Source organism: Streptomyces sp. CB01201, from assembly GCF_002803085.1.
Taxonomy (GTDB): Bacteria; Actinomycetota; Actinomycetes; order Streptomycetales; family Streptomycetaceae; genus Streptomyces; species Streptomyces hundungensis.
On record NZ_NNBJ01000003.1, the window covers coordinates 81,532 to 102,165 of the forward strand.

The following is a 20,634-nucleotide window of genomic DNA, read 5'->3' on the forward strand; positions in this document are numbered from 1 at the left end:
GCGCAACTGAATTCCATAGAAATTCCACAGAACGGGAAGCTGCTTATTCACCGCAGCTTCCCGTTTTCTTATGCCCCACCTTCCCGGGCTCAAACGCAAAAGTTTCAACAAGGTTCCGAGCCTGTCACAACGGTGTGATCGACTCCACAACCCCGACCTTTTGTCCGGTAATTACCGGACAAACCGGTTCGCGCACATGCTCGCGTGATAACACAGCCGACCTCTGTGCGCACCCCCTCACGGGAATGCAATTTCAATTTCCGGTCGGTAAATTCCCTCGGCATGACCGCCGCGCAAACAGCAGTCCGAATCGAAAGCCCACGAGTGGAGGACGGAGCCGCGATCTGGCGCATTGCCCGTGACTCCGAGGTGCTCGACCTCAACTCCTCGTACAGCTATCTGCTCTGGTGCCGCGACTTCGCCAGGACGTCCGCGGTGGCCCGGGACGACGACGGCACGCCCATCGCGTTCATCACCGGCTACGTACGGCCCGACCGTCCGGGCACGCTGGTGATCTGGCAGGTCGCCGTCGACCACGCCCACCGCGGCCACGGGCTCGCGGGGCTGCTGCTCGAAGCGCTGACGGCGAGGGTGTCCTCCTCGCACGGGACCACGTGCCTGGAGACGACGGTGTCGCCGGACAACACCCCGTCCGACCGGCTCTTCACCTCGTTCGCCAAGCGCCGCGGCGCCGCCCTAGACCGAGAACTGCTCTTCGACGCGGGCCTTTTCCCCGATGACGGGCATCAGCCCGAAGTCCTCTACCGCATCGGCCCCCTCCACCCCCAGGGAGAATCGCTGTGACCATCACCCCGCCCGCCCTGAGTGTCTTCGAATCCCTCGAATCGGAGGTACGCAGCTACTGCCGCGGCTGGCCCGCCGTGTTCGACCGCGCGCAGGGTGCCCGCCTCACCGACGAGGACGGCCACAGCTATCTGGACTTCTTCGCCGGGGCCGGCTCACTCAATTACGGGCACAACAACCCCGTACTGAAACGGGCGCTGCTCGACTACATCGAGCGGGACGGCATCACACACGGCCTGGACATGGCGACGACCGCGAAACGGGCCTTCCTGGAGACGTTCCAGAACGTGATCCTGCGCCCGCGCGACCTGCCGTACAAGGTGATGTTCCCGGGCCCGACCGGCACCAACGCCGTCGAGGCCGCGCTGAAGCTGGCCCGCAAGGTGAAGGGCCGCGAGTCGATCGTCTCCTTCACCAACGCCTTCCACGGCATGTCGCTCGGCTCGCTCGCCGTCACCGGCAACGCCTTCAAGCGGGCCGGGGCCGGCATCCCGCTGGTGCACGGCACCCCGATGCCGTTCGACAACTACCTCGACGGCCAGGTGCCGGACTTCCTGTGGTTCGAGCGGCTCCTGGAGGACCAAGGCTCGGGTCTCAACAAGCCGGCCGCCGTGATCGTGGAGACCGTGCAGGGCGAGGGCGGCATCAACGTGGCCCGGCCCGAGTGGCTGCGTGCGCTCGCCGACCTGTGCCGCCGCCGCGACATGCTGCTCATCGTCGACGACATCCAGATGGGCTGCGGCCGCACCGGCGCCTTCTTCTCCTTCGAGGAGGCGGGCATCGTGCCGGACATCGTCACCGTCTCCAAGTCGATCAGCGGCTACGGACTCCCGCTGTCGCTCTGCCTGTTCAAGGGCGAGCTCGACGTCTGGGAGCCCGGCGAGCACAACGGCACCTTCCGAGGCAACAACCCGGCGTTCGTCACCGCGACCGCCGCGCTTGAGGCGTACTGGGCCGATGCCGGCCAGATGGAGAAGCACACCCTGGCGCGCAGCGAGCAGATCGAGCAGGCCCTGCTCGCGCTGTGCACCGAGCACAGCGCGCTCGGCGCCAGTTACCGCGGCCGCGGGATGGTGTGGGGCCTGGAGTTCGCCGACCCCGCCCGCGCCTCCGAGGTCTGCGCCCGCGCCTTCGAGCTGGGGCTGCTCCTGGAGACCTCCGGCCCCAAGAGCGAGGTGGTCAAGCTGCTTCCGTCGCTGACCATCACGCACGAGGAGCTGGACGAGGGCCTGCGGTCGCTGGCCCGCGCGGTCGCGGCGACGGTCTGACCCGCTCGCCCGGCCGACGCCCGCACCCGCAGGCCGACACACAAGCGCAGCCAGGAACGCAGACACACAGCTGCACAGCTAGACAGAAAGTGAGCAACTCACCGTGATTGTCCGCTCGTTCAAGGACATCGAGAACACCGACCGGCATGTGAAGGCCGCCTCCGGTACCTGGGAGAGCAAGCGGATCGTCCTCGCGAAGGAAAAGGTCGGCTTCTCCCTGCACGAGACCGTCCTGTACGCGGGCACCGAGACCTCCATGTGGTACGCCAACCACATCGAGGCGGTCCTGTGCACCGAGGGCGAGGCCGAGCTCACCAACGAGGAGACCGGCGAGACCCACTGGATCGAGCCGGGCACGATGTATCTCCTGAACGGTCACGAGCGCCACACCCTGCGCCCCAAGACCGACTTCCGCTGTGTCTGCGTCTTCAACCCGCCCGTCACCGGACGGGAGGACCACGACGAGAACGGCGTCTACCCGCTGCTGACCGAACCCGAGGAGGGCTGACCATGACCGCCCAGGATCTCTACCCCACCCGTGGCTCCGCCGAGGTGATCACGCCCCGCCAGGACCCGGTCGTCTGGGGACCGTCCGCCGGACTCGAATCCTTCGAGCAGGACGGCTTCCTCGCGATCGAGGACCTGCTCTCGGACGACGAAGTGGCGCTCTACCGCTCGGAATTGGAGCGTTTGATCGCCGATCCTTCCGTACGTGCCGACGAGCGGTCGATCATCGAACCGCAGTCGCAGTCCGTGCGGTCGGTCTTCGAGGTGCACCGGATCAGTGAGATCTTCGCGCGTCTGGTGCGCGACGAGCGGGTCGTGGGCACGGCCCGCCGGATCCTCGGCTCGGACGTGTACGTCCACCAGTCGCGGATCAACGTGAAGCCGGGCTTCGGTGCCTCCGGCTTCTACTGGCACTCGGACTTCGAGACCTGGCACGCCGAGGACGGTCTGCCGCGGATGCGGACGGTGTCGGTCTCGATCGCGCTGACCGAGAACCACGACACCAACGGCGGGCTGATGATCATGCCCGGCTCGCACCTGGACTTCCTCGGCTGCGAGGGCGCCACCCCGAAGGACAACTACAAGAAGTCCCTTCAGATGCAGGACGCGGGCACCCCGTCCGACGAGGCGCTCACCAAGATGGCCGACCGGCACGGCATCAAGCTGTTCACCGGCCGGGCCGGCTCGGCGACCTGGTTCGACTGCAACGCGATGCACGGTTCCGGGGACAACATCACCCCGTTCCCGCGCAGCAACGTGTTCATCGTCTTCAACAGCGTGGAGAACGCGGCCGAGGAACCCTTCGCCGCCCCCATCCGCCGCCCGGAATTCATCGGGGCGCGGGACTTCACGCCGGTGCGGTAGAGCCCGTCCGGCCGGGGGTCCGGGGGTTGCCCCCGGAAAACACAGCATCGGGGCGCGGGACTTCACGCCGGTGCGGTAGAGCCCCTCCGGCCGAGGGTCCGGGGGTTGCCCCCGGAAAACACAGCATCGGGGCGCGGGACTTCACGCCGGTGCGATAGCCGCAGCGATAGCCGCAGAAGTAGCGCGCAGGCCGCGCGATGGCCAAGGGCCCGGGGGCTCCCCCACTGCTCCCGGGCCGGGGACCGTACCAACGCCTCCATCCCCACAGAGATCGTTGGTACGGTCCCTCCATGTCCATGGTCGATGAACCTTCCCGAACTCCCGTCACCGGCGCCGATGTCGAGCACGCCGTGCGGCTGTCCGTGACCGCGCTGCGCGCCGGGCTCACGGCGGACTGGAGCGTGCCGGCCGGCACGCTGGAGTGGGACTGCTGGGAGACCGTCGAGCACCTCTCGGACGACCTGTTCGCCTACGCCGTACAGATCGGCCCCGCCCAGCCCCCGCTGGACGGCGAGGTGCCGTACCTGTGGGAGGCCAGGCGTCCCGGCGGCCCCCGGAACTCCGTGCACGCGGACCGCGCCGCCGGGCCTGCCGGACTCCTTCAGACGCTGGAGGCGAGCGGCGCCCTGCTCACCGCGATGGTGCGCACCACCCCGCCCGAGGTGCGGGCGTACCACGGCTTCGGCATCTCGGACCCCGAAGGGTTCGGCGCGATGGGCATCGTGGAGACGCTGCTGCACACGCACGACGTGGCCGAGGGGCTCGGCCTGGCCTGGACTCCGCCGGCCGGTCTGTGCGAGCGGGTGCTGGCCCGGCTCTTCCGGGACGTGCCGAAGGACCCGGACCGCTGGCGGGTACTGCTGTGGGCCACCGGCCGGGCGGATCTGCCGGGGCGGACCCGTCCGGACAAGTGGCGCTGGTACGGCGAGCCGCTCAGCTCGGGCGCAGCCACACCCTGAGCGGCCCGGTCGGGGCGAACCCCGCGCGCAGGGCGGCTGCCAGGTCGTCGCCGCTCTCGTAGCCGACGACCTCACGGCCCGGCCACAGCCGGGCGACGGTGGCGAGGCAGCCGGCCCAGGCCGCGTCCTGGTCGCCGTCGACGGCGTACAGGTTGGAGATTCCCACGACGTCCCCGCTCCGGCTGGCGACGGCACCCGCGGTCGCCTCTCCTCGCTCGTCGTAGTCCACCAGGAAGGTGTGACCGGGGTCGGCGAGCAGCGCGGGCGGGAAGAGGCCCTCGCTCCCGCCGTCGGACCACGCCCGCTCCCAGGCGGTCAACTCGCCCTCGCCGTCGACGAGTTGCCAGCTCCTGCCGGAGGCCTCGGGGGGCGTGTGATGGATCCACCGCGCCTCGAAGAGGACCTCGAAGCCGTCGTCGCCCAGATCGAGCGTTGCGAAGCTGTCCTTCACCGAGGCGCCGGGGGCGGTGAGGTCGATGCGGCCGAGGATGTCACCGGGCGAGGCCTCGGGGGTGAGCGTCACGGCGTCGGGATAGTAGAGCGGGGTGCGGCGCGGGCTGGTCCAGGCGTACGGGCCCGCGTCCCCCGTGATGCCGTGTGCGCGGCAGAGGGCGGCACACCAGTCGGCGTTGTTGCGGGCGGCGGCGCGCGCCTGCGGGGTCGGGTGGCTGCTCGTGGTCACGGCCCGATCCTGCCTTGCCCGGCCGGGCCGCGACCAGCGGATTTCACGCGTCGAGCGGGGCGGTGCGCGGGGCGTCGAGCGGGGCGTCGAGCGGGGCGTCCGCGTCGAGCGTCGGGTAGTCGAGGTAGCCGCGGTCGTCGCCGCCGAAGAAGGTCGACGGGTCGGGGGCGTTGAAGGGGCCGCCCGCGCGCAGCCGGGCCGGCAGGTCCGGGTTGGCGAGGAAGAGCGCGCCGTAGGAGATGAGGTCGGCGGTGCCGTCCTCGATCAGGGTGAGCGCGTCCGGCCCGGTGGGTCCTTCGGTGGCCGCGTTGAGGACGAACACGCCGGAGAACGCCTTGCGCAGCCGGAGCGTCAACTCGCGCTGCTGCGGGGCGACTTCGAGGACGTGCAGATAGGCGAGGCCGAGGGGTTCGAGGGCGGCCACCAGGGCGGTGTAGACCGGCTCGGGCTCGGGCTCCACGGTGCCGTTGTACGGGTTGCCGGGCGAGAGGCGGATCGCGGTGCGCTCGGGGCCGATCGCGGCGGCCACGGCCTTCGTCACCTCGACGGCGAACCGGATGTGCCCCTCGACGGACCCGCCCCAGCCGTCCTCACGCACATTGGAGTTGGGCGCGAGGAACTGGTGGATGAGGTAGCCGTTGGCGCCGTGCAGTTCGACACCGTCGAAGCCGGCCTCGATCGCGTTGCGCGCGGCGGCCGCGAAGTCGCCGATGGTGACCTGGATCTGGTCCTCGCTGAGCGCCTGCGGGGTGATGAAGGGCTTGGGCCCCTCGTGCGTGAAGACCTGCCCCTCGGCGGCCACCGCGGACGGGCCCACGTTGATCAGGTCGCCGGGCAGCAGGTCGGGGTGCCCGATCCGGCCCGCGTGCATCAGCTGGGCGAAGATCCGGCCGCCCTTGGCGTGCACCGCGTCGGTGACCTTGCGCCAGGCCGCGATCTGCTCGTCGCTGTGCAGGCCCGGGGTGTCGGGGTAGCCCTGTCCGACCACGGAGGGCTGGACGCCCTCGGTGATCAGCAGCCCGGCGGAGGCGCGCTGGGCGTAGTACTCGGCGGTCGACGCGGTGGGCGAGTTGCCCGGTCCGGTGGCGCGGCTGCGCGTCATGGGGGCCAGGGCGATGCGGTTGGTGAGCGGGGTGCCGGCCAGGTCGATCGAGTCGAAAGCGGTGGTCACAGCGGCCTCCAGGGAGACAGGAAGGGAGACGGAGGAAGGGCGGGAGGGGGCTGGAAGGCCCATCCGACGGTTTATGTGGTCGGCCAAGTATCGGCGCCGAAAACCACTGTAACGCATTACTTGGCCGACCAAGGTAATCTGGTCGCATGACCTCCGACGACCCCGTCTGTACCGACCACCCCCATCTGCCGAGCGCGGCCCGCGGCGGCCCGTTCAGCCATGCGGTCTCCCGGGTGGCCCGGCTGCACCGCATCGCCGCGGGCCGTCAGCTGCGCTCCATCGGGCTCTACCCGGGGCAGGAGCTCCTGATGATGCACCTGTGGGACGCGGGGGCGGCGCGCCAGTCCGAGCTGATCAAGCTCCTTGAGCTCGACCCGTCGACGGTCACCAAGATGCTCCAGCGCCTGGAGCAGGCCGGCTATGTGCGGCGCAGCCCCGACCCGAAGGACCGGCGCGCCTCGCTGGTCGAGGCCACCGACGACGGCTGCGTACTGCACGAGCGCGTGAAGCGGGCCTGGACGGACCTGGAGGAGCAGACCCTCGCGGGCCTGGACGCGGACGAACGGGCCGCGCTGGCAAGGCTGTTGGGGAAGGTGGAGGCCAACCTGTGCCGCTCGGCGGGCACCCCGGCCGACTGCGGGGGCGCGCCGCCCCGCGCGAGCGAGCCGTCCTGCGCGAGCGAGCCGTCCTGCGGGGAGTGACGGCGCGCGTCCGGCCGGTGCGCGAACTCCCCCGGCCGGACGGGCACTTCAGCGAGTGGGCAGCAGATCGAGGAGCCGGTCCACATCCTCGGCCGAGCTGTACAGGTGGAAGGCCGCGCGCAGATTCCCGGCGCGGTTGGAGAGCTCGACGCCCGCGCGGCTCAGCTCCTCCTGATGGCGGCCGAGGCCCGGAACCGCCACGATCGCCGAGCCGGGCGCGGTCACCGGCTCGTAGCCGAGCGGAGCGAGGCCGTCCCGGAAGCGGTCGGCGAGCGCGGTGTTGTGGGCGTGGATGCGCTCGATGCCCAGCTCCTCGACGAGGGCCAGGGAGTGCCGGCCTCCGGTGTACGAGAACAGGGCCGGGCTCTCGTCGAACCGCCGTGCGGAACGGGCGAGTTCGTCGATGGGGCCGTAGCAGGCGTCCCAGGGCTGCTCCCCCGCAACCCAGCCGGCGAAGATCGGGTTCAGGTCGCCGAGGTCGTCGGGGACGGTGAGGAAGGCGACCCCGCGCGGGGCGGTCAGCCATTTGAAGCCGACCGTCACGGTGTAGTCGTACGCCCCCGCGTCCACCGGGTACCAACCCGCACCCTGGGACACGTCGATCAGCGTCCGGGCGCCGTGGGCGCGGGCGGCCGCGCGGATCGCGGCGAGGTCCGCGATGCGCCCGTCGGCGGACTGCACCGCACTGACCGCGACCAGGGCCGTGCCGGGCCGCACCGCCTCGGCGAGCCGCTCCAGCGGAACGGTGCGCACCTTCAGGTCGCGGCGCATGTGGAACGGGTTCACCACGGAGCTGAAGTCGGCCTCGGCGACGAGGACTTCGCCGCCCTCGGGCAGGGAGGCGGCGACGAGACCGGTGTAGACGGCGACGGAGGCGCCGGTCGCCACCCGCCGCACGGGCACGCCGACGAGCCGGGCGTAGGTGGCGCGGGCCGCCTCCACATCGCCGAACATGTCGGTGGGCCGGCCCGCCGCCGATGCGGCCACGGCTTCACCCATGGCCGCCACGGTCCGGGCCGGCAGCAGCCCGGTGCTCGCGGTGTTGAGGTAGGTGGTCTGCGGCGCGAACTCGCCGCGCGCGAGGGAGTCCAGTTCCATGGCTCCACCCTGAATCCCCGACAACCCCAAGTCAATTGGGCAAAATCGTCGGATACCCCTAAGCGATGCTTATGAAAAGCGCCCAGGGGCCGGGCCGACGGGACGGATCAGCGCGGAACCTCGCACCCTTCCGGCCCACAGGCCTCCGCGTCGCCCTCGACGGTCTTGAGGGCCGGTACCGGGGTGCGCTCCCGCCAGGCCTGCTCCAGGGCCTGGGTGAAGACCTCGGCGGGCTGGCCGCCGGAGATGCCGTACTTGCGGTCGATCACGAAGAACGGGACGGCGTTGGCGCCGAGCTCGGCCGCCTCGCGCTCATCGGCGCGCACCTCGTCGGCGTATGCGCTCTCGTCGGCGAGGACCGCACGGACCTCGGCCTCTTCCAGCCCCGCCTCGACCGCGATGGCGGCCAGGGCCTCGGCGTCGAAGACGGAACGCTCCTCGGCGAAGTTGGCCCGGTAGGCCAGGTCGAGCAGCTCGCTCTGGCGCCCGCGCGCCTTCGCCAGGTGCAGGACGCGGTGGATGTCGAAGGTGTTCCCGTGGTCACGCCCGTCGGCGAGGTAGCCGAGGCCTTCGGCGTGCGCGTTGGCGGCGACATTGGCCTCCATGGCACGGGCCTCCTCCAGGGTGCGCCCGTACTTCTTGGCCAGCATCGGAATCACCGGGTCGACATCGCCCTTGGGCCGGTTCGGGTCGAGCTCGAAGGAGCGGTGGACCACCTCGATGTCGTCCCCGTGGGCGAACTCCGCCAGGCCCTTCTCGAACCGGGCCTTGCCGATGTAGCACCACGGGCAGGCGATGTCGCTCCAGATCTCGACGCGCATGTCACTTCTCTCAGTTTGTTGAAGGTCGTACGTTCCCCGTCAACGCGTGCACCTTCCGCCCCATTCCCGCTCGGCCCGCGGCACGGTTCGGGCCCTGTCGCGAGCCTGCCCCGCTCGGGCCGCCGCAGGGATCAGGCCGCCACCGTGAGCCTGCTGAAGGTGGCCCGGTAGGCGGTCGGGGTCAGGCCGGTGCGGCGGACGAGATGGGCGCGCAGGGAGTCGGCGGTGCCCAGGCCACTGGCCGTGGCGATCCGGTCCATGGGCAGGCCGGTCGTCTCCAGGAGTTCCTTGGCCCGCTCGATGCGCTGGTGGAGGAGCCATTGCAGCGGGCTCACGCCGCTCTCGGCGTGGAAGCGCCGGGTCAGGGTGCGCACGCTGACGCCCGCGTGCCGGGCCAGGTCGGTCAGGGTGAGCGGCTTGTCGAGGTTGCGCATCGCCCAGCCGCGGGTGTCCGCGCAGACCTCCCCGCGCTCGGCGGGCAGCGGGGTCTGGGTGAACTGGGTCTGACCGCCCGGCCGCACCGGCGCGACCAGCGCACCGCGGGCCACCGCGTTGGCGACGGCGGCGCCGTAGTCGGTGCGGATGATGTGCAGGCACAGGTCGATCCCGGCGGCGTATCCGGAGGACGTCATCACATTGCCGTCCTGGACATACAGGACGTCGCCCTTGAGATCGAGCGCCGGATAGCGCCTGCGCAGCTCCTCGGCCAGCTCCCAGTACGTGGTGGCGCTGCGCCCGTCCAGCAGCCCGGCCTCGGCCAGCACGAAGGCGCCGCTGCAGATGGACGCGACGCGCCCGCCCGCCGCCGCGGCGCGGCCGACCGCGGCCACCGTGCGGGGGTCCGGCTCGTAGCGCTCCCCGGTGCCCGCGACGAGGACCGTGTCGGCGCCCTCGACCGCCTCCAGACCCCGGCCCACGTACAGATCGAGCCCGCCCGTCGTGGCGATCGGGCCGGGCTCGGGGGTGCACACGATCACCTCGTAGCCGGGACCGCCGTCCACCTCGACCTTCCCGAACAGCAGCTCCGGGATGGCGAGGTTGAACATCGAGACGGGCGAGGGCGCGATGACGGCGACCCGGTGCAGCGGCATGGCCAGAACCTCCGGACGTATGGCATTCGGGCCACTACTGTACGCGTCGCGCACTCGCCAAGCTGGGGGCATGCCAGCGAACACCGCACTCCAAACCACGCCCGCCGAAGGCCAGTTGGCCCACGAGCCGTCCGGCGGCCCCTCCCCCGCCCTCACCCTGACCGCCGCCCTGCTCGGCTTCGCCCTGATCACCTTGGACGCCTCCGTGGTGAACGTCGCGCTGCCCGCCATCGGCGGCGACCTCGGCGGCGGCATGTCCGGGCTCCAGTGGGTGGTGGACGCCTACACGCTCACCTTCGCCGCGCTGATGCTGTCGACCGGCGCCTTCGCCGACCGGATCGGCTCGGCGAAGGCGTACGCGCTCGGCACGGTCGTCTTCACCCTGGCCTCGGCGGCCTGCGGCCTGGCCCCCGGCCTCGGCGTGCTGATCGGCGCCCGGGTCGTGCAGGGCGCGGCGGCCGCGGTGGTGCTGCCCGCCTCGCTCGCCCTGGTGCGCCAGGCCTACCCGGACCCGGAGCGCCGGGCCAGGGCGGTGGCGATGTGGGCGGCCGGGGGTTCGGTGGCGGTCGCGCTCGGCCCGGTCGCGGGCGGCGCGCTGACCACCGCCTGGGGCTGGCGGGGCATCTTCTTCATCAACCTGCCGCTCGGCCTCGCGGCCCTCGCCCTCACCGCCCGCGCCCCGCGCACCGGGCGCCGCCCCGCACCGCTCGACCTGCCGGGCCAGCTGACGGCCGTGGTGGCACTGTCCGCACTCGCCTTCGCGGTGATCGAGCAGGGTGCGGTACGCGTGGTGGCGGGCGGGCTCGCGGTCGCCGCGGGGCTCGCGTTCTGGCTCGTCGAGCGGCGTGTGGCGCACCCGGTGGTGCCGCTCGGCCTCTTCCGCCGCCGGACCGTGGCCGTCGCGATGGGCGCGGGCGCGGCGGCCAGCGTCGCGTTCTACGGGGTGGTGTTCGTCTTCAGCCTGTACTTCCAGCGGGTGCGGGGCGAGTCCGCGCTGACGGCGGGGCTGATGTTCCTGCCGATGACGGTACTGATCCCGGTCATGAACGTGCTGTCCGGAAGGCTCTCGAACCGCTTCGGCCCGCGTGTGCCCCTGCTCGTCGGCCAACTCACGGCCCTGGTTGGCCTGTTGGTGCTGCTGCTCGCCGACGAGCACACGCCGACGCTGCTCACCGCGTTCCTGATGGTGCCGCTCGCCCTCGGCTGCGGCATCTCGGTGCCCGCGCTCACCGCCGCGATGATGGAGGCGCTGCCGCGGGAGCGGGCGGGGTTGGCGGCGGGGGTGCTGAACGCCGGCCGGCAGGTCGCGGGTGCGCTCAGCATCGCGGTGTTCGGCTCCCTCGTCGCGGGCTCCGCGGGCTTCGTTCCCGGCCTGCGGCTCGGCCTGCTCCTTGCGGCGGCGCTGTTCGCGGTGGCGGCGGTGGGAACGGTGCGGCTTCCCCGTGGGGGCTTGGGGGGCTGAGGCGCCCTGGGGCCCCGCCCCGGACCCCGTTCGCGCCTTGAGGGCGCTCGTCCTCAAGCGCCGGACAGGCTGAAGGTGCCTGTGCCGAGGGGCGCGGGATCGTGACCTGCGAAACTCCGCCGCGTGGGCGCGAACGGGCCCACGGTCCGCAGCCGATCGACGCCGCACTTCAGCCCCTCCGGCGTTTGAGGAGCGGGGTCTGGGGCGGAGCCCCAGCGCCCCCGTCACGTGCCGTCGCGCAGATCGTCCGGCGCGTACCCCCGGAACTCGACGGAGTCGAAGGCCACCGCGCACCCCTCACCCGTGGGCGACTGCGCGAGGAACCCCACCCGGGCCACCGCGCTCTCCTGCGCCGTGCCGAGCGCGAAGACCCGTACGAACACCCAGCGTTCGCCGTCCACGGACGCGTGGAAGGCGAACGCCTTGCCCGTCCGGGTGACCCGGAGCCAGACGCTGTCCCCCTCCACCTCCCAGGAGTTCGCGTCGTCCGAGAGCCCCCGGGTGACGACCGTGCAGATGGTGGGCCGCCGCGGCGAGAGCTCCAGGCAGAGTTTGGCCCACTGCCGCTCCCCGACATGGACGTAGAGCACACCCGCGTCGAAGGGCGCCTCGAAGCCGACGGTGGCCCGCGCGATCAGCTGGAAGTCGCCCGCGGGGGCGGCCCCCAGCAGCCGGGGCGCGTCGGAGGCGGGCTCCAGGCCCTCCCCGGCGGGCGGCACGAACCGGTCCTGGCGGGCCCCGGCCCGTACCGACAGGACGCCGTCGTCGTACGTCCAGTCCGCCTCGGGCCCGAACGGCTCCAGCGGGAAGGGGAGTTCGGGCAGGCGCACGGTCATGCGGGGGTTCCGTTCACTCGGCGGGGCAGGCCCAGCGGGTTGTCGTCGCGCAGCTCCGGCGGCAGCAGGGCCGCGGGGGTGCTCTGGTACGTGACCGGCCTCAGCCAGCGCTCGATGGCGGTGGCGCCGACCGAGGTCGAGGTGGAGGTGGCCGCAGGGTAGGGGCCGCCGTGGTGCTGGGCCGGGGCCACCGCGACCCCGGTGGGCCAGCCGTCCACCAGCACTCGGCCCGCCAACTGGGTCAGTTCCCGCAGGAGTTGTCCCCCAGCCCCCTCCCCTTCCGCCTCCGCCGCGGAGAGCTGGAGCGTGGCCGTGAGGTTGCCCGGCAGCCGCGAGAGCACCTCGCCGACCTCGGACTCGTCGGCGTAGCGGGCCACGACGGTGACCGGCCCGAAGCACTCCTCCAGGAGCAGATCGTGCGCGCCCGGCGCCGCGAGCGAAGCGGCCGGGACGGTCAAGTAGCCCCCGCTTACCGTGTGTTCGCCGCCCGCGCCGGCCGTGACCGGCGCCTCGACGCCGGGCAGCGCGGCCCGCTCGGCGACCCCGGCGACGAACGCGTCCCGCATCCGGTGGTCGAGCATGACCCCCGCGTCGGTGTCGCAGACGGCCGCGGTCAGCGACTTGAGCAGGGCGTCGCCCGCCGTGCCCGCCGGGACCAGGACGAAGCCGGGCTTGGTGCAGAACTGGCCGACACCCATGGTCATCGAAGCGCCGAGCCCCGCCCCGATCGCCTCGCCGCGCTCCTCGGCGGCGGCCCGCGTCACCACGACCGGGTTGAGCGAGCCGAGCTCACCGTGGAAGGGGATGGGCACGGGCCGCGCCGCCGCCGCGTCGAACAGGGCTCGCCCGCCGCGCACGGAACCGGTGAACCCGGCGGCCGAGACCAGCGGGTGGCGGACCAGCTCGACGCCGGCGGTGAAGCCGTGCACCAGGACCACGACGTCCTCGGGCAGCCCGGCCCGGACGGCGGCCCGGCGCAGCAGCGAGACACACAGCTCGGAGGTTGCCGGGTGGTCGGGGTGCGCCTTGACGACGACCGGGCAGCCGGCCGCGAGGGCGCTCGCCGTGTCGCCGCCGGGCACGGAGAAGGCGAGCGGGAAGTTGGAGGCCGCGTAGACCGCGACCACACCGAGCGGGATCTTGACGCGCCGGAGGTCGGGCCACGGCGGGGTGCGGGACGGGTCCGCGTGGTCGATCCGTATGTCGAGGAAGGAGCCCTCCTCGACGGCCTCCGCGAATGCCCTCAACTGGGCCGTGGTGCGGGCGAGTTCGCCGGTGAGCCGGACCGGCCCCAGGGCGGTCTCGGCGTCGGCGGCCTCCACGACGTGCTCGGCGGAGGCATCCAGCAGGTCGGCCGCGGCCCGCAGGAACCCGGCGCGTACGCTCAGGTCGGCCAGCGCTCCCCGGGTGGCCCGGGCGGCCCGGACCGCTTGGTCGACCTCTTCGGGCGTGGCTTCGACCGCAACCTCTTCGCGCGGCTTCCCCGTTCGGGGGTCGACACTCCAGACTGGTGCTGCTGCGCTCACCGCAAGTCCTTCCGCTGCCCGGTCCGCCACTGCTCGGTCCGCTCCTGCCGCCCATCAGAACTTGTTCGGTATTCTGAACAGAGTTCCCGATGCTGAATATGCTGGGACTCTATTAACGGGTGTTCCGCCTTGGCAAGAAGCCAGGGCGAGAAGGAGCGGGGTGCTGGGATGTCGGCTGCCGATTCAGGTGGAGCACAGGTCAAGTCCGCGGTGCGCACGGTCGAGTTGCTTGAGTATTTCGCAGGCCGTCCCGGAATGCACTCCCTCGCCGCGGTCCAGGAGGCGGTCGGCTACCCCAAGTCCAGCCTGTACATGCTGCTCCGCACGCTGGTGGAGCTCGGCTGGGTGGAGACGGACGCCACGGGCACCCGGTACGGCATCGGCGTACGGGCTCTCCTCGTGGGCACCTCCTACATCGACGGCGACGAGGTGGTGGCGGCGGCCCGCCCCACCCTGGACCGCCTCTCGGACGACACCACCGAGACGATCCACCTCGCGCGGCTCGACGGCACGAACGTGGTCTACCTCGCCACCCGCCAGTCCCAGCACTATCTGCGCCCCTTCACCCGGGTCGGGCGGCGCCTGCCCGCCCACTCGACCTCGCTCGGCAAGGCGCTGCTCGCCACGCACAGCGACGAGCAGGTGCGCAAGCTCCTGCCGGAGACGCTCCAGCAGCTCACCGAGCACACCATCACGGACCGCGAGAAGCTCATCGAGGAGCTGCACCTCGTCCGCGAGCAGGGCTACGCCGTGGACCGCGAGGAGAACACGCTGGGCCTGCGCTGCTTCGGCGTCGCGATCCCGTACCGCACCCCGGCCCGTGACGCGATCAGCTGCTCGGTACCGGTGGCCCGACTCACCCCCGCGCACGAACAGATGGTGAAGGACGCCCTGTTCGACGCGAGAGACCGCCTGACCCTGGCCACCCGCCGCCTCTGACACCCGGGCCCCTGGGGGCGCGCGCCCGTGACAGGTGCGCGGCTCCCCCGCGTCGACCGCGACCAACAAGTCCCGGTCCGCCTACGGGGCGCGAGGAACCGCGCGAGCAACCACCCACAGCCCGAGGCCAAAAACGGGGCAAGGGGCGCGAGGAACCGCGCGAGCAACCACCCACAGCCCGAGGCCAAAAACGGGGCAAGGGGCGCGAGGAACCGCGCGAGCAACCACCCACAGCCCGAGGCCAAAGACGGGCGAGGGGCGCGAGGAACTGCGCGAGCAACCAGCCACGGCCCGCAGCCGAACGGCGACGGCATCGGGGCCCGGGGCGAAGCCCCGCCCCGCCAACCCCGCAACCCTGCACCCCGCACCCTGCACCCCGCACCCCGCACCCCGCACCCCGCACCCCGCACCCCGGCGGAGCCTCCCCCGCACGGCGGAGCCGGATCGCCGCCCAGCAGGACGCGCCGAGGGACACCCCCACGGGAGCGTGAGGGCATGACCCTCACCACCCCCACCCGGCGGCGGCCCCGCACAGCCCTCCGCGCCGTGGCCATCACCGCCTGCCTCCCCTACCTCTGCCTGAAGGCCGCCTGGATCGCGGGCAGTCACCTGGGCATCCCGGACCACAGCGTGCTGCTGGCCCACCGAGCCCACATCGCGACAGCCAACACCGCATCGATCCTCCTCGACTCGTGCGTGGTCGTCCTCGCGTACCTGCTGACCCGCCCCTGGGGCCTGCGCGTGCAGGCGTGGCTGCTCGCGCTCCCGATGTGGATCGCCACCGGCCTGCTCGCCCCCGTCATGACCGGCTATCCCCTCCAACTCCTGCTCCACACGGTCGGGTCGACCGCGAAACCCGCCGCCCCCAGCACCGACCCGTTCCTCGACACATGGGTCTTCGCGGTCGTCTACACCGGCTTCATCGTCCAGGGCCTGGCCCTCGGCACCCTGTTCACGCTGTACGCCCGCGACCGCTGGGGACACCTGCTGCGCGGCCGGATCGGCGAACTCCCCCCGGCCACGGCGGGGCCGCGCCGAGCGGCCGTCACGGTGGCGGCCCTCTCACTGCTGCCCGCCGGGGCGCACCTGCTCTGGGCGACGGGTTCGGGACGCGGCCTGAGTCCGGCCCTGGCCGAGGGGCGGAGCGCCGACCAGTACGTACTGGAAGCCGTCTTCGCGGTGTTCGCCCTGATGGGCGCGGCGGGTGCGCTGATGACCGCCTTCCGGCTGCGCCGCTCACTGCCACTGCGGCTTCCCCTGGCCCTGGCGTGGCTGGGCTCGGGCGCCACCGCCTGCTGGGGCGGCTGGCTGTGGCTCTCCGCGCTGACGACGACGGGCGGTGCCGGCGAAGGGCCCACCCTCACGATGGGCCTCACCTACGCTGTGCAGATGATCACCGGCACGCTGGTCGTCGTGATGGGCACCCACTTCTTCACCGAGCGCGGGCGCGAGCGCGATCGCGCCGGGATCCGCCCCCCGGTCCACCCTTCGGTCGACCCCCCGGTCCGCAAGCCGTGATGCGCGCACTGCTGGGCGCCCGGGCCCGGCACCGCTGGATCCATCTGGTCATCGGCGGCGCCCTGTTGATGCCGTACTTCCTGGTCGGCTCGGTCGTCGTCGGCGGCACCGCACACGGCGCCGGCTCCTTCGACTCCTTCCCGCTCGCACTCGTCACGTTCGCCCTCGCGCTGCCCCTGGCCGCCGCGTCCGGCCTGGTGCCCATCGCCCGGCCGCTGCTCGTGCTCGGTGTCCGCGCGCTGTGCGGGGTGGATCCGGTGGCGCTCGCCGACGGGCCCGCGCGCTCCTGGGACGCCCGGCTGCGGACCTCTGCCTGGTACACCCTGCATGTCGCCCTCGGCGGGATCCTGAGCGGGGCGAGCCTCGTGCTGCCGCCGTTCACGGTGTTCCTGATCGCGCTGCCCGTCTTCCCGGGCCTGCGTCACAGCGTCTACAGCACGGGCGGCCCGCTGGCCACCGACTGGGGGATCGCCCTCGCCCCGGCCGCCGGGATCGCGATGCTGCTGGCCCTCGCGGCCTGTTCGGCGGCGGCCGGCGCACTGCTCGCCCGGCTCGCGCCCCTACTCCTCGGCCCGACGCCCGTGGACCGCCTCGCCGCCGCCGAACAGCGCGCGGCGGAACTCGCGGTGCGCAACCGCCTCGCCCGCGAGCTGCACGACTCGGTGGGCCACGCCCTGAGCGCGGTCACCCTCCAGGCGAGCGCGGCGCGGCGGGTCCTGGACTCGAATCCCGAGTTCGTCCGCGAGGCCCTGGCCGCCATCGAGGAGACCACCCGGCGCACGGTGGATGAACTCGATTCCGTACTGGGCCTGTTGCGTCAGGACGACGACCCCGACGCCCCCGATCCCACCACCCCGGATCTCGCCGCCCTGGAGGGTCTGCTGGCACGCACGGGCCTCGACGTCGGGTACGCCCTGGAGGGCGACGCATCCCGCCTGCCCGAACTCGTCTCGCGCGAGGCGTACCGGATCGTCCAGGAGGGGCTGAGCAACGCCCTTCGCCACGGCGGGAGTTCACCGGTAACTCTGCAAGTAGCCGTGAGAGAAGGAGAGTTGACGATAACCATGGAGAACTCCTTGTCCGGCGCGGAGCCGGCGGTGCGTCCCGGCGGCGGGCGCGGGCTGCGCGGCATGGCCGAGCGGGCCGCGCTGCTCGGGGGCCAGGCATCTGCCGGCCCGCACGACGGCGCCTGGAGGCTCAGCGCGCGGCTGCCGATCGGCGGTGCCCGATGAGCGACGCGATCCGGGTGGTGGTGGCCGACGACGAGCGGATGGTCCGTACGGCGCTGCGGGTGATCCTGGACGCCGAGCCGGGCATCGAGGTCGTCGGCGAGGCCACCACGGGAGCGGAGGCGGTGTCGGTCGTGCGTGACAGGCTGCCCGGCGTCGTCCTGATGGACGTCCGGATGCCCGGGATCGACGGTATCCGCGCGACCGAGCAGATCCTGGCCACCCTGGCCGCACCGCCGAGGATCGTGGTGGTCACGACCTTCGAGAACGACAGCCATGTGTACGACGCGCTGCGCGCGGGCGCCGCCGGGTTCCTGCTCAAGCGGGGCGCCGCCGAGGAGCTGATCCAGGCGGTCCGCCTGGTCGCCCGCAGCGACTCGCTGCTCTTCCCCGCGCAGATCCGTGAACTGGCCGCCCGCCACGCGCCCGCACACGCCACGGCCCATCCCTGGACGGCCCGGCTCACCGAGCGCGAGGCGCAGGTGCTGCGCCTGATGGCGACGGGCCGCACCAACGCGGAGATCGCCGAGCGGTTGGGCGTCGGTCCGGCCACGGTCAAGACGCACGTCGCCTCCGTCCTCGCCAAGACGGGCACCCGCGACCGCACCCAGGCGGTGATCGCGGCGTACGAGTCGGGCTTCGTACGCCCCCGGTGAGGGCCTTCGTAGGGCCCCGGTCACGGCCTTTCGTGCGACCCCGCCGCCGGTTCTCCCTACGGCCGATGAAGGTTTCCTGAGAAACCCGGACAAGTGGAACTCCACACTCTGCCCCGTCCGTCTTGCGTACGGGATGAACAAGACAATCAGGCGCGCCTCGGTCTTCTGTCTGCTGATGGTGCTCGCCCTCCTCGGTCGAGCCACCTATGTGCAGTTCTACAAAGGCCAGGCCCTCGCGGACGACAAGCTGAACCGGCGGAACACCATCGCGGAGTACTCGCAGCCGCTCGGGGACATCATCGTGGCCGGCTCCCCGGTCACCGGATCGGAAAGGACGAAGAGCGGCGACCTCGCCTACCAGCGCAGCTACAAGGACGGACCGATGTACGCGCCCGTCACCGGCTTCGCCTCGCAGGTGTTCGGGTCGACCCAGCTGGAGGGGATCTACGCCAAGATCTTCGACGGCAGCGACCCGCGCATGCAGAACCCTCTCGACGCGCTCACCCGGCAGCGGGCGCCCGGCGGGGACGTGCTGACCACCATCGACCCCGCGGTGCAGAAGGCCGGTTACCAGGCGCTCGGCAACAAGGAGGGCGCGGCCGTCGCGATGGACCCGAAGACCGGCCGCATCCTCGGCATGGTCTCCACGCCGTCGTACGACCCGTCGAAGATCGCGGGTTCGTCCTCGGCGGCGGGCGACGCGTGGAAGCAGCTGTCCGAGGACAAGAGCCAGCCGATGCTCAACCGGGCGCTGCGCCAGCCGCTGGCGCCGGGCTCCACGTTCAAGCTGGTGGTGGCCTCGGCGGCGCTTGAGAACGGGCTCTATCCGGACATCGACGCGAAGACCGACAGCCCCAATCCGTACCGGATGCCGGGCACGACGACGGACCTGCGCAACGAGTCGGCGTCGGCGCCCTGCGAGAACGCCTCGATCCGTACCGCGCTCGAATACTCCTGCAACAACGTCTTCGGCAAGATGGCCGTGGACCTGGGCCAGGACAAGGTGCGGGCGATGGCCGAGAAGTTCGGCTTCAACGACTCCGCGCTGGACGTGCCGGTGCGCGCCTCGGCGAGTGTGTACCCGAAGAACATGAACAAGTCGTCGACCGCGTTGTCCGGCATCGGCCAGTTCGATGTGACGGCGACCCCGATGCAGATGGCGATGGTGTCCGCGGCCATAGCGAACGACGGGGTGATGTCTTCGCCGCACATGGTGTCCAAGGTGACGGACTCCAAGGGGAGCACGCTCCAGTCCTACTCGGACTCGGACGGCAAGCGGATCATGTCGTCGAAGACGGCCCAGCAGATGCACGACGCGATGATCTCGGTGGTCACGGACGGCACCGGCTCCAACGCGAAGATCGGCGGCCTGGAGGTCGGCGCGAAGACGGGTACGGCCCAGCACGGAGTGGACAACTCCAAGACCCCGTACGCCTGGTTCACCGCGTTCGCCAAGGACCCGAAGACCGGCAAGCAGGTCGCGGTGGCCGTGGTCATCCAGGACTCCGACGCCGAGCGCTCCGAGGTCAGCGGCAACGGCCTGGCGGGCCCGGTCGCCCAGGCGATGATGAAGGCGGCGCTGGCTTCGCAGTGAGGCGAGGGGCCCGGTCCGGGGCGCGCGCCCCGGACCGGAGGGGTCCTTACGGCAGGAAGTACATCGGGTTCGGGAGCTTGTACGTGTTGTCGGCGTGGCCGCCCGAGAGGTCGGTGTACTGGTCGCCGAGGTTGGCCACGATGCGGTAGCCGAGCGACTCGATGTGCTGGCGGGTGCCGGCCTTGTAATCGACCGTCGAGCAGGTCCAGGTGGGCTTGGCACAGCTCAGGTAGGCCGGCGGGTTGGCCTTGTCCTTGAGGAAGAAGTGGGCGGGGTCGACCGGCACGTCGTAGCCGGCCCCGGTCAGGTTGACGGCGCTCGCGGTGCGCTGCGAGGCATCGCGTCCGGTGAGGAAGAAGACGGTGACGCCGTTCTTGGCGGCGTAGTTGACGAGGTCCGGCATGCCGAACACGGCGATCGACTTCGCGCTCCGTACGTACGCGTCGAACGCGGCGGCGTTGTAGGCGAAGCCGTTCTTCTTCTCGTAGTCGTAGGTGAGCAGCGTGGTGTCGTCGACGTCGAGCACGATGGCGGGCTTACGGCCGTCCCGCCCCGGGTGCTCGGCGGCGTGCTTGATCTGCCGCTTGGCGCGGGCCTCGATGTCCGCGACCTGCTGGGCGTAGTTGCTCCTGGGCGACGCCTGGAAGTTCCCCGAGGCGTCGGCCGTGCCGCCGTAGTACGCGTTGATCTTGTCCTCGACCTTGGTGATGTTGGGGATCTCGCGGTCCGACTTGGGCACGGAGTTGTCGGCGGAGGCCGCGCCGACGCCATAGGCGGCGACGCCGGTGAGGGCGAGGGCGGCGGTGGTGGCGGCGGCTTTAGTGAGAATGCGCATGGGCGCTTGTCTACGCGCATCACACGCGTCCCGCCAGGGCGGATGCGGGAATCTTTGCCGCACCGTGTCCTAC

At 71.7% G+C, this 20,634-nt stretch carries 20 protein-coding genes; 12 read left to right on the forward strand and 8 right to left on the reverse strand.

Annotation, left to right across the window (positions count from 1 at the left end):
- Positions 1-282 precede the first annotated feature (282 nt).
- From ectA to CG740_RS08400, 5 genes are all read left to right on the forward strand, one after another.
- Complete coding sequence (ectA, locus tag CG740_RS08380; RefSeq protein WP_100574372.1) at positions 283-804, forward strand: diaminobutyrate acetyltransferase; 522 nt, start codon at positions 283-285, stop codon at positions 802-804.
- Positions 801-2,072, forward strand: a complete 1,272-nt coding sequence (ectB, locus tag CG740_RS08385) for a diaminobutyrate--2-oxoglutarate transaminase (protein ID WP_100574373.1) — start codon at positions 801-803, stop codon at positions 2,070-2,072. The genes ectA and ectB overlap by 4 nt, the downstream gene beginning before the upstream one ends.
- A gap of 103 nt (positions 2,073-2,175) precedes the next feature.
- A complete protein-coding gene (locus CG740_RS08390) occupies positions 2,176-2,580 on the forward strand; it encodes an ectoine synthase (protein ID WP_100574374.1) in 405 nt (134 codons plus the stop codon).
- 2 nt (positions 2,581-2,582) lie between these two features.
- The gene (thpD, locus tag CG740_RS08395) at positions 2,583-3,443 is read left to right on the forward strand and encodes an ectoine hydroxylase (RefSeq protein WP_100574375.1); all 861 of its coding nucleotides are present in this window, start codon (positions 2,583-2,585) and stop codon (positions 3,441-3,443) included.
- A gap of 290 nt (positions 3,444-3,733) precedes the next feature.
- Positions 3,734-4,402 (forward strand): hypothetical protein, encoded by a 669-nt coding sequence (locus tag CG740_RS08400; RefSeq protein WP_100574376.1) that lies wholly within the window; start codon positions 3,734-3,736, stop codon positions 4,400-4,402.
- On the opposite strand, the gene CG740_RS08405 is transcribed toward CG740_RS08400, so the two are convergent.
- Positions 4,377-5,084 (reverse strand): hypothetical protein, encoded by a 708-nt coding sequence (locus tag CG740_RS08405; protein ID WP_100574377.1) that lies wholly within the window; start codon positions 5,082-5,084, stop codon positions 4,377-4,379. The two genes, CG740_RS08400 and CG740_RS08405, sit on opposite strands and share 26 nt — an antisense overlap.
- Positions 5,085-5,127: 43 nt before the next feature.
- The gene (locus CG740_RS08410) at positions 5,128-6,255 is read right to left on the reverse strand and encodes an alkene reductase (protein ID WP_100574378.1); all 1,128 of its coding nucleotides are present in this window, start codon (positions 6,253-6,255) and stop codon (positions 5,128-5,130) included.
- Positions 6,256-6,401: 146 nt separating this feature from the next.
- Here CG740_RS08410 and CG740_RS08415 point away from each other — a divergent pair, with 146 nt between their 5' ends.
- The gene (locus tag CG740_RS08415) at positions 6,402-6,956 is read left to right on the forward strand and encodes a MarR family winged helix-turn-helix transcriptional regulator (protein ID WP_100574379.1); all 555 of its coding nucleotides are present in this window, start codon (positions 6,402-6,404) and stop codon (positions 6,954-6,956) included.
- Positions 6,957-7,004: 48 nt separating this feature from the next.
- Here the strand turns inward: CG740_RS08415 and CG740_RS08420 are convergent, their stop codons facing one another.
- The 3 genes from CG740_RS08420 to CG740_RS08430 all read right to left on the reverse strand — a co-directional run bounded on the left by CG740_RS08420 (position 7,005) and on the right by CG740_RS08430 (position 9,966).
- Positions 7,005-8,054, reverse strand: coding sequence for an aminotransferase class V-fold PLP-dependent enzyme (locus CG740_RS08420; RefSeq protein ID WP_100574380.1), 1,050 nt, complete (start codon positions 8,052-8,054; stop codon positions 7,005-7,007).
- 107 nt (positions 8,055-8,161) lie between these two features.
- Positions 8,162-8,875, reverse strand: coding sequence for a DsbA family oxidoreductase (locus CG740_RS08425; protein WP_100574381.1), 714 nt, complete (start codon positions 8,873-8,875; stop codon positions 8,162-8,164).
- 131 nt (positions 8,876-9,006) lie between these two features.
- The gene (locus CG740_RS08430; protein WP_100574382.1) at positions 9,007-9,966 is read right to left on the reverse strand and encodes a GlxA family transcriptional regulator; all 960 of its coding nucleotides are present in this window, start codon (positions 9,964-9,966) and stop codon (positions 9,007-9,009) included.
- A 70-nt stretch (positions 9,967-10,036) separates the two neighbouring features.
- Here CG740_RS08430 and CG740_RS08435 point away from each other — a divergent pair, with 70 nt between their 5' ends.
- Entirely contained in the window at positions 10,037-11,428 is a 1,392-nt protein-coding gene (locus CG740_RS08435; RefSeq protein WP_234376148.1) for an MFS transporter, read from the forward strand.
- Positions 11,429-11,652: 224 nt separating this feature from the next.
- Here the strand turns inward: CG740_RS08435 and CG740_RS08440 are convergent, their stop codons facing one another.
- Positions 11,653-12,264 (reverse strand): DUF1349 domain-containing protein, encoded by a 612-nt coding sequence (locus CG740_RS08440; protein ID WP_100574383.1) that lies wholly within the window; start codon positions 12,262-12,264, stop codon positions 11,653-11,655.
- Entirely contained in the window at positions 12,261-13,790 is a 1,530-nt protein-coding gene (locus CG740_RS08445; protein WP_100574384.1) for an aldehyde dehydrogenase (NADP(+)), read from the reverse strand. Before CG740_RS08445 ends, CG740_RS08440 begins: the two co-directional genes overlap by 4 nt.
- Before the next feature lie 168 nt (positions 13,791-13,958).
- On the opposite strand from CG740_RS08445, the gene CG740_RS08450 reads away from it, so the two are divergent.
- The 5 genes from CG740_RS08450 to CG740_RS08470 all read left to right on the forward strand — a co-directional run bounded on the left by CG740_RS08450 (position 13,959) and on the right by CG740_RS08470 (position 19,726).
- Positions 13,959-14,729 carry an IclR family transcriptional regulator gene (locus CG740_RS08450; RefSeq protein ID WP_100574385.1) on the forward strand — a complete coding sequence of 257 codons (771 nt, stop codon included), beginning with the start codon at positions 13,959-13,961 and terminating at the stop codon, positions 14,727-14,729.
- 495 nt (positions 14,730-15,224) lie between these two features.
- Entirely contained in the window at positions 15,225-16,247 is a 1,023-nt protein-coding gene (locus CG740_RS08455; protein WP_234376149.1) for a hypothetical protein, read from the forward strand.
- Complete coding sequence (locus CG740_RS08460; RefSeq protein WP_100574386.1) at positions 16,247-17,479, forward strand: sensor histidine kinase; 1,233 nt, start codon at positions 16,247-16,249, stop codon at positions 17,477-17,479. Before CG740_RS08455 ends, CG740_RS08460 begins: the two co-directional genes overlap by 1 nt.
- Entirely contained in the window at positions 17,476-18,132 is a 657-nt protein-coding gene (locus tag CG740_RS08465; RefSeq protein WP_100574387.1) for a response regulator transcription factor, read from the forward strand. Before CG740_RS08460 ends, CG740_RS08465 begins: the two co-directional genes overlap by 4 nt.
- Positions 18,133-18,265: 133 nt before the next feature.
- Positions 18,266-19,726, forward strand: coding sequence for a peptidoglycan D,D-transpeptidase FtsI family protein (locus tag CG740_RS08470; RefSeq protein WP_100574388.1), 1,461 nt, complete (start codon positions 18,266-18,268; stop codon positions 19,724-19,726).
- A gap of 46 nt (positions 19,727-19,772) precedes the next feature.
- On the opposite strand, the gene CG740_RS08475 is transcribed toward CG740_RS08470, so the two are convergent.
- A complete protein-coding gene (locus CG740_RS08475; protein WP_100574389.1) occupies positions 19,773-20,561 on the reverse strand; it encodes an HAD family acid phosphatase in 789 nt (262 codons plus the stop codon).
- Positions 20,562-20,634 lie beyond the last annotated feature (73 nt).

What these genes read in the sequence shown, in the direction of transcription:
- CG740_RS08440 (WP_100574383.1), bottom strand. Translation starts at nt 12,264, where the DNA reads ATGACCGTGCGCCTGCCCGAACTCCCCTTCCCGCTGGAGCCGTTCGGG.
- CG740_RS08400 (WP_100574376.1), top strand. Translation starts at nt 3,734, where the DNA reads ATGTCCATGGTCGATGAACCTTCCCGAACTCCCGTCACCGGCGCCGAT.
- CG740_RS08420 (WP_100574380.1), bottom strand. Translation starts at nt 8,054, where the DNA reads ATGGAACTGGACTCCCTCGCGCGCGGCGAGTTCGCGCCGCAGACCACC.
- CG740_RS08460 (WP_100574386.1), top strand. Translation starts at nt 16,247, where the DNA reads ATGCGCGCACTGCTGGGCGCCCGGGCCCGGCACCGCTGGATCCATCTG.
- CG740_RS08425 (WP_100574381.1), bottom strand. Translation starts at nt 8,875, where the DNA reads ATGCGCGTCGAGATCTGGAGCGACATCGCCTGCCCGTGGTGCTACATC.
- CG740_RS08465 (WP_100574387.1), top strand. Translation starts at nt 17,476, where the DNA reads ATGAGCGACGCGATCCGGGTGGTGGTGGCCGACGACGAGCGGATGGTC.
- thpD (WP_100574375.1), top strand. Translation starts at nt 2,583, where the DNA reads ATGACCGCCCAGGATCTCTACCCCACCCGTGGCTCCGCCGAGGTGATC.
- CG740_RS08455 (WP_234376149.1), top strand. Translation starts at nt 15,225, where the DNA reads ATGACCCTCACCACCCCCACCCGGCGGCGGCCCCGCACAGCCCTCCGC.
- CG740_RS08475 (WP_100574389.1), bottom strand. Translation starts at nt 20,561, where the DNA reads ATGCGCATTCTCACTAAAGCCGCCGCCACCACCGCCGCCCTCGCCCTC.
- CG740_RS08415 (WP_100574379.1), top strand. Translation starts at nt 6,402, where the DNA reads ATGACCTCCGACGACCCCGTCTGTACCGACCACCCCCATCTGCCGAGC.
- ectA (WP_100574372.1), top strand. Translation starts at nt 283, where the DNA reads ATGACCGCCGCGCAAACAGCAGTCCGAATCGAAAGCCCACGAGTGGAG.
- CG740_RS08470 (WP_100574388.1), top strand. Translation starts at nt 18,266, where the DNA reads ATGAACAAGACAATCAGGCGCGCCTCGGTCTTCTGTCTGCTGATGGTG.
- CG740_RS08450 (WP_100574385.1), top strand. Translation starts at nt 13,959, where the DNA reads ATGTCGGCTGCCGATTCAGGTGGAGCACAGGTCAAGTCCGCGGTGCGC.
- CG740_RS08430 (WP_100574382.1), bottom strand. Translation starts at nt 9,966, where the DNA reads ATGCCGCTGCACCGGGTCGCCGTCATCGCGCCCTCGCCCGTCTCGATG.
- CG740_RS08435 (WP_234376148.1), top strand. Translation starts at nt 10,037, where the DNA reads ATGCCAGCGAACACCGCACTCCAAACCACGCCCGCCGAAGGCCAGTTG.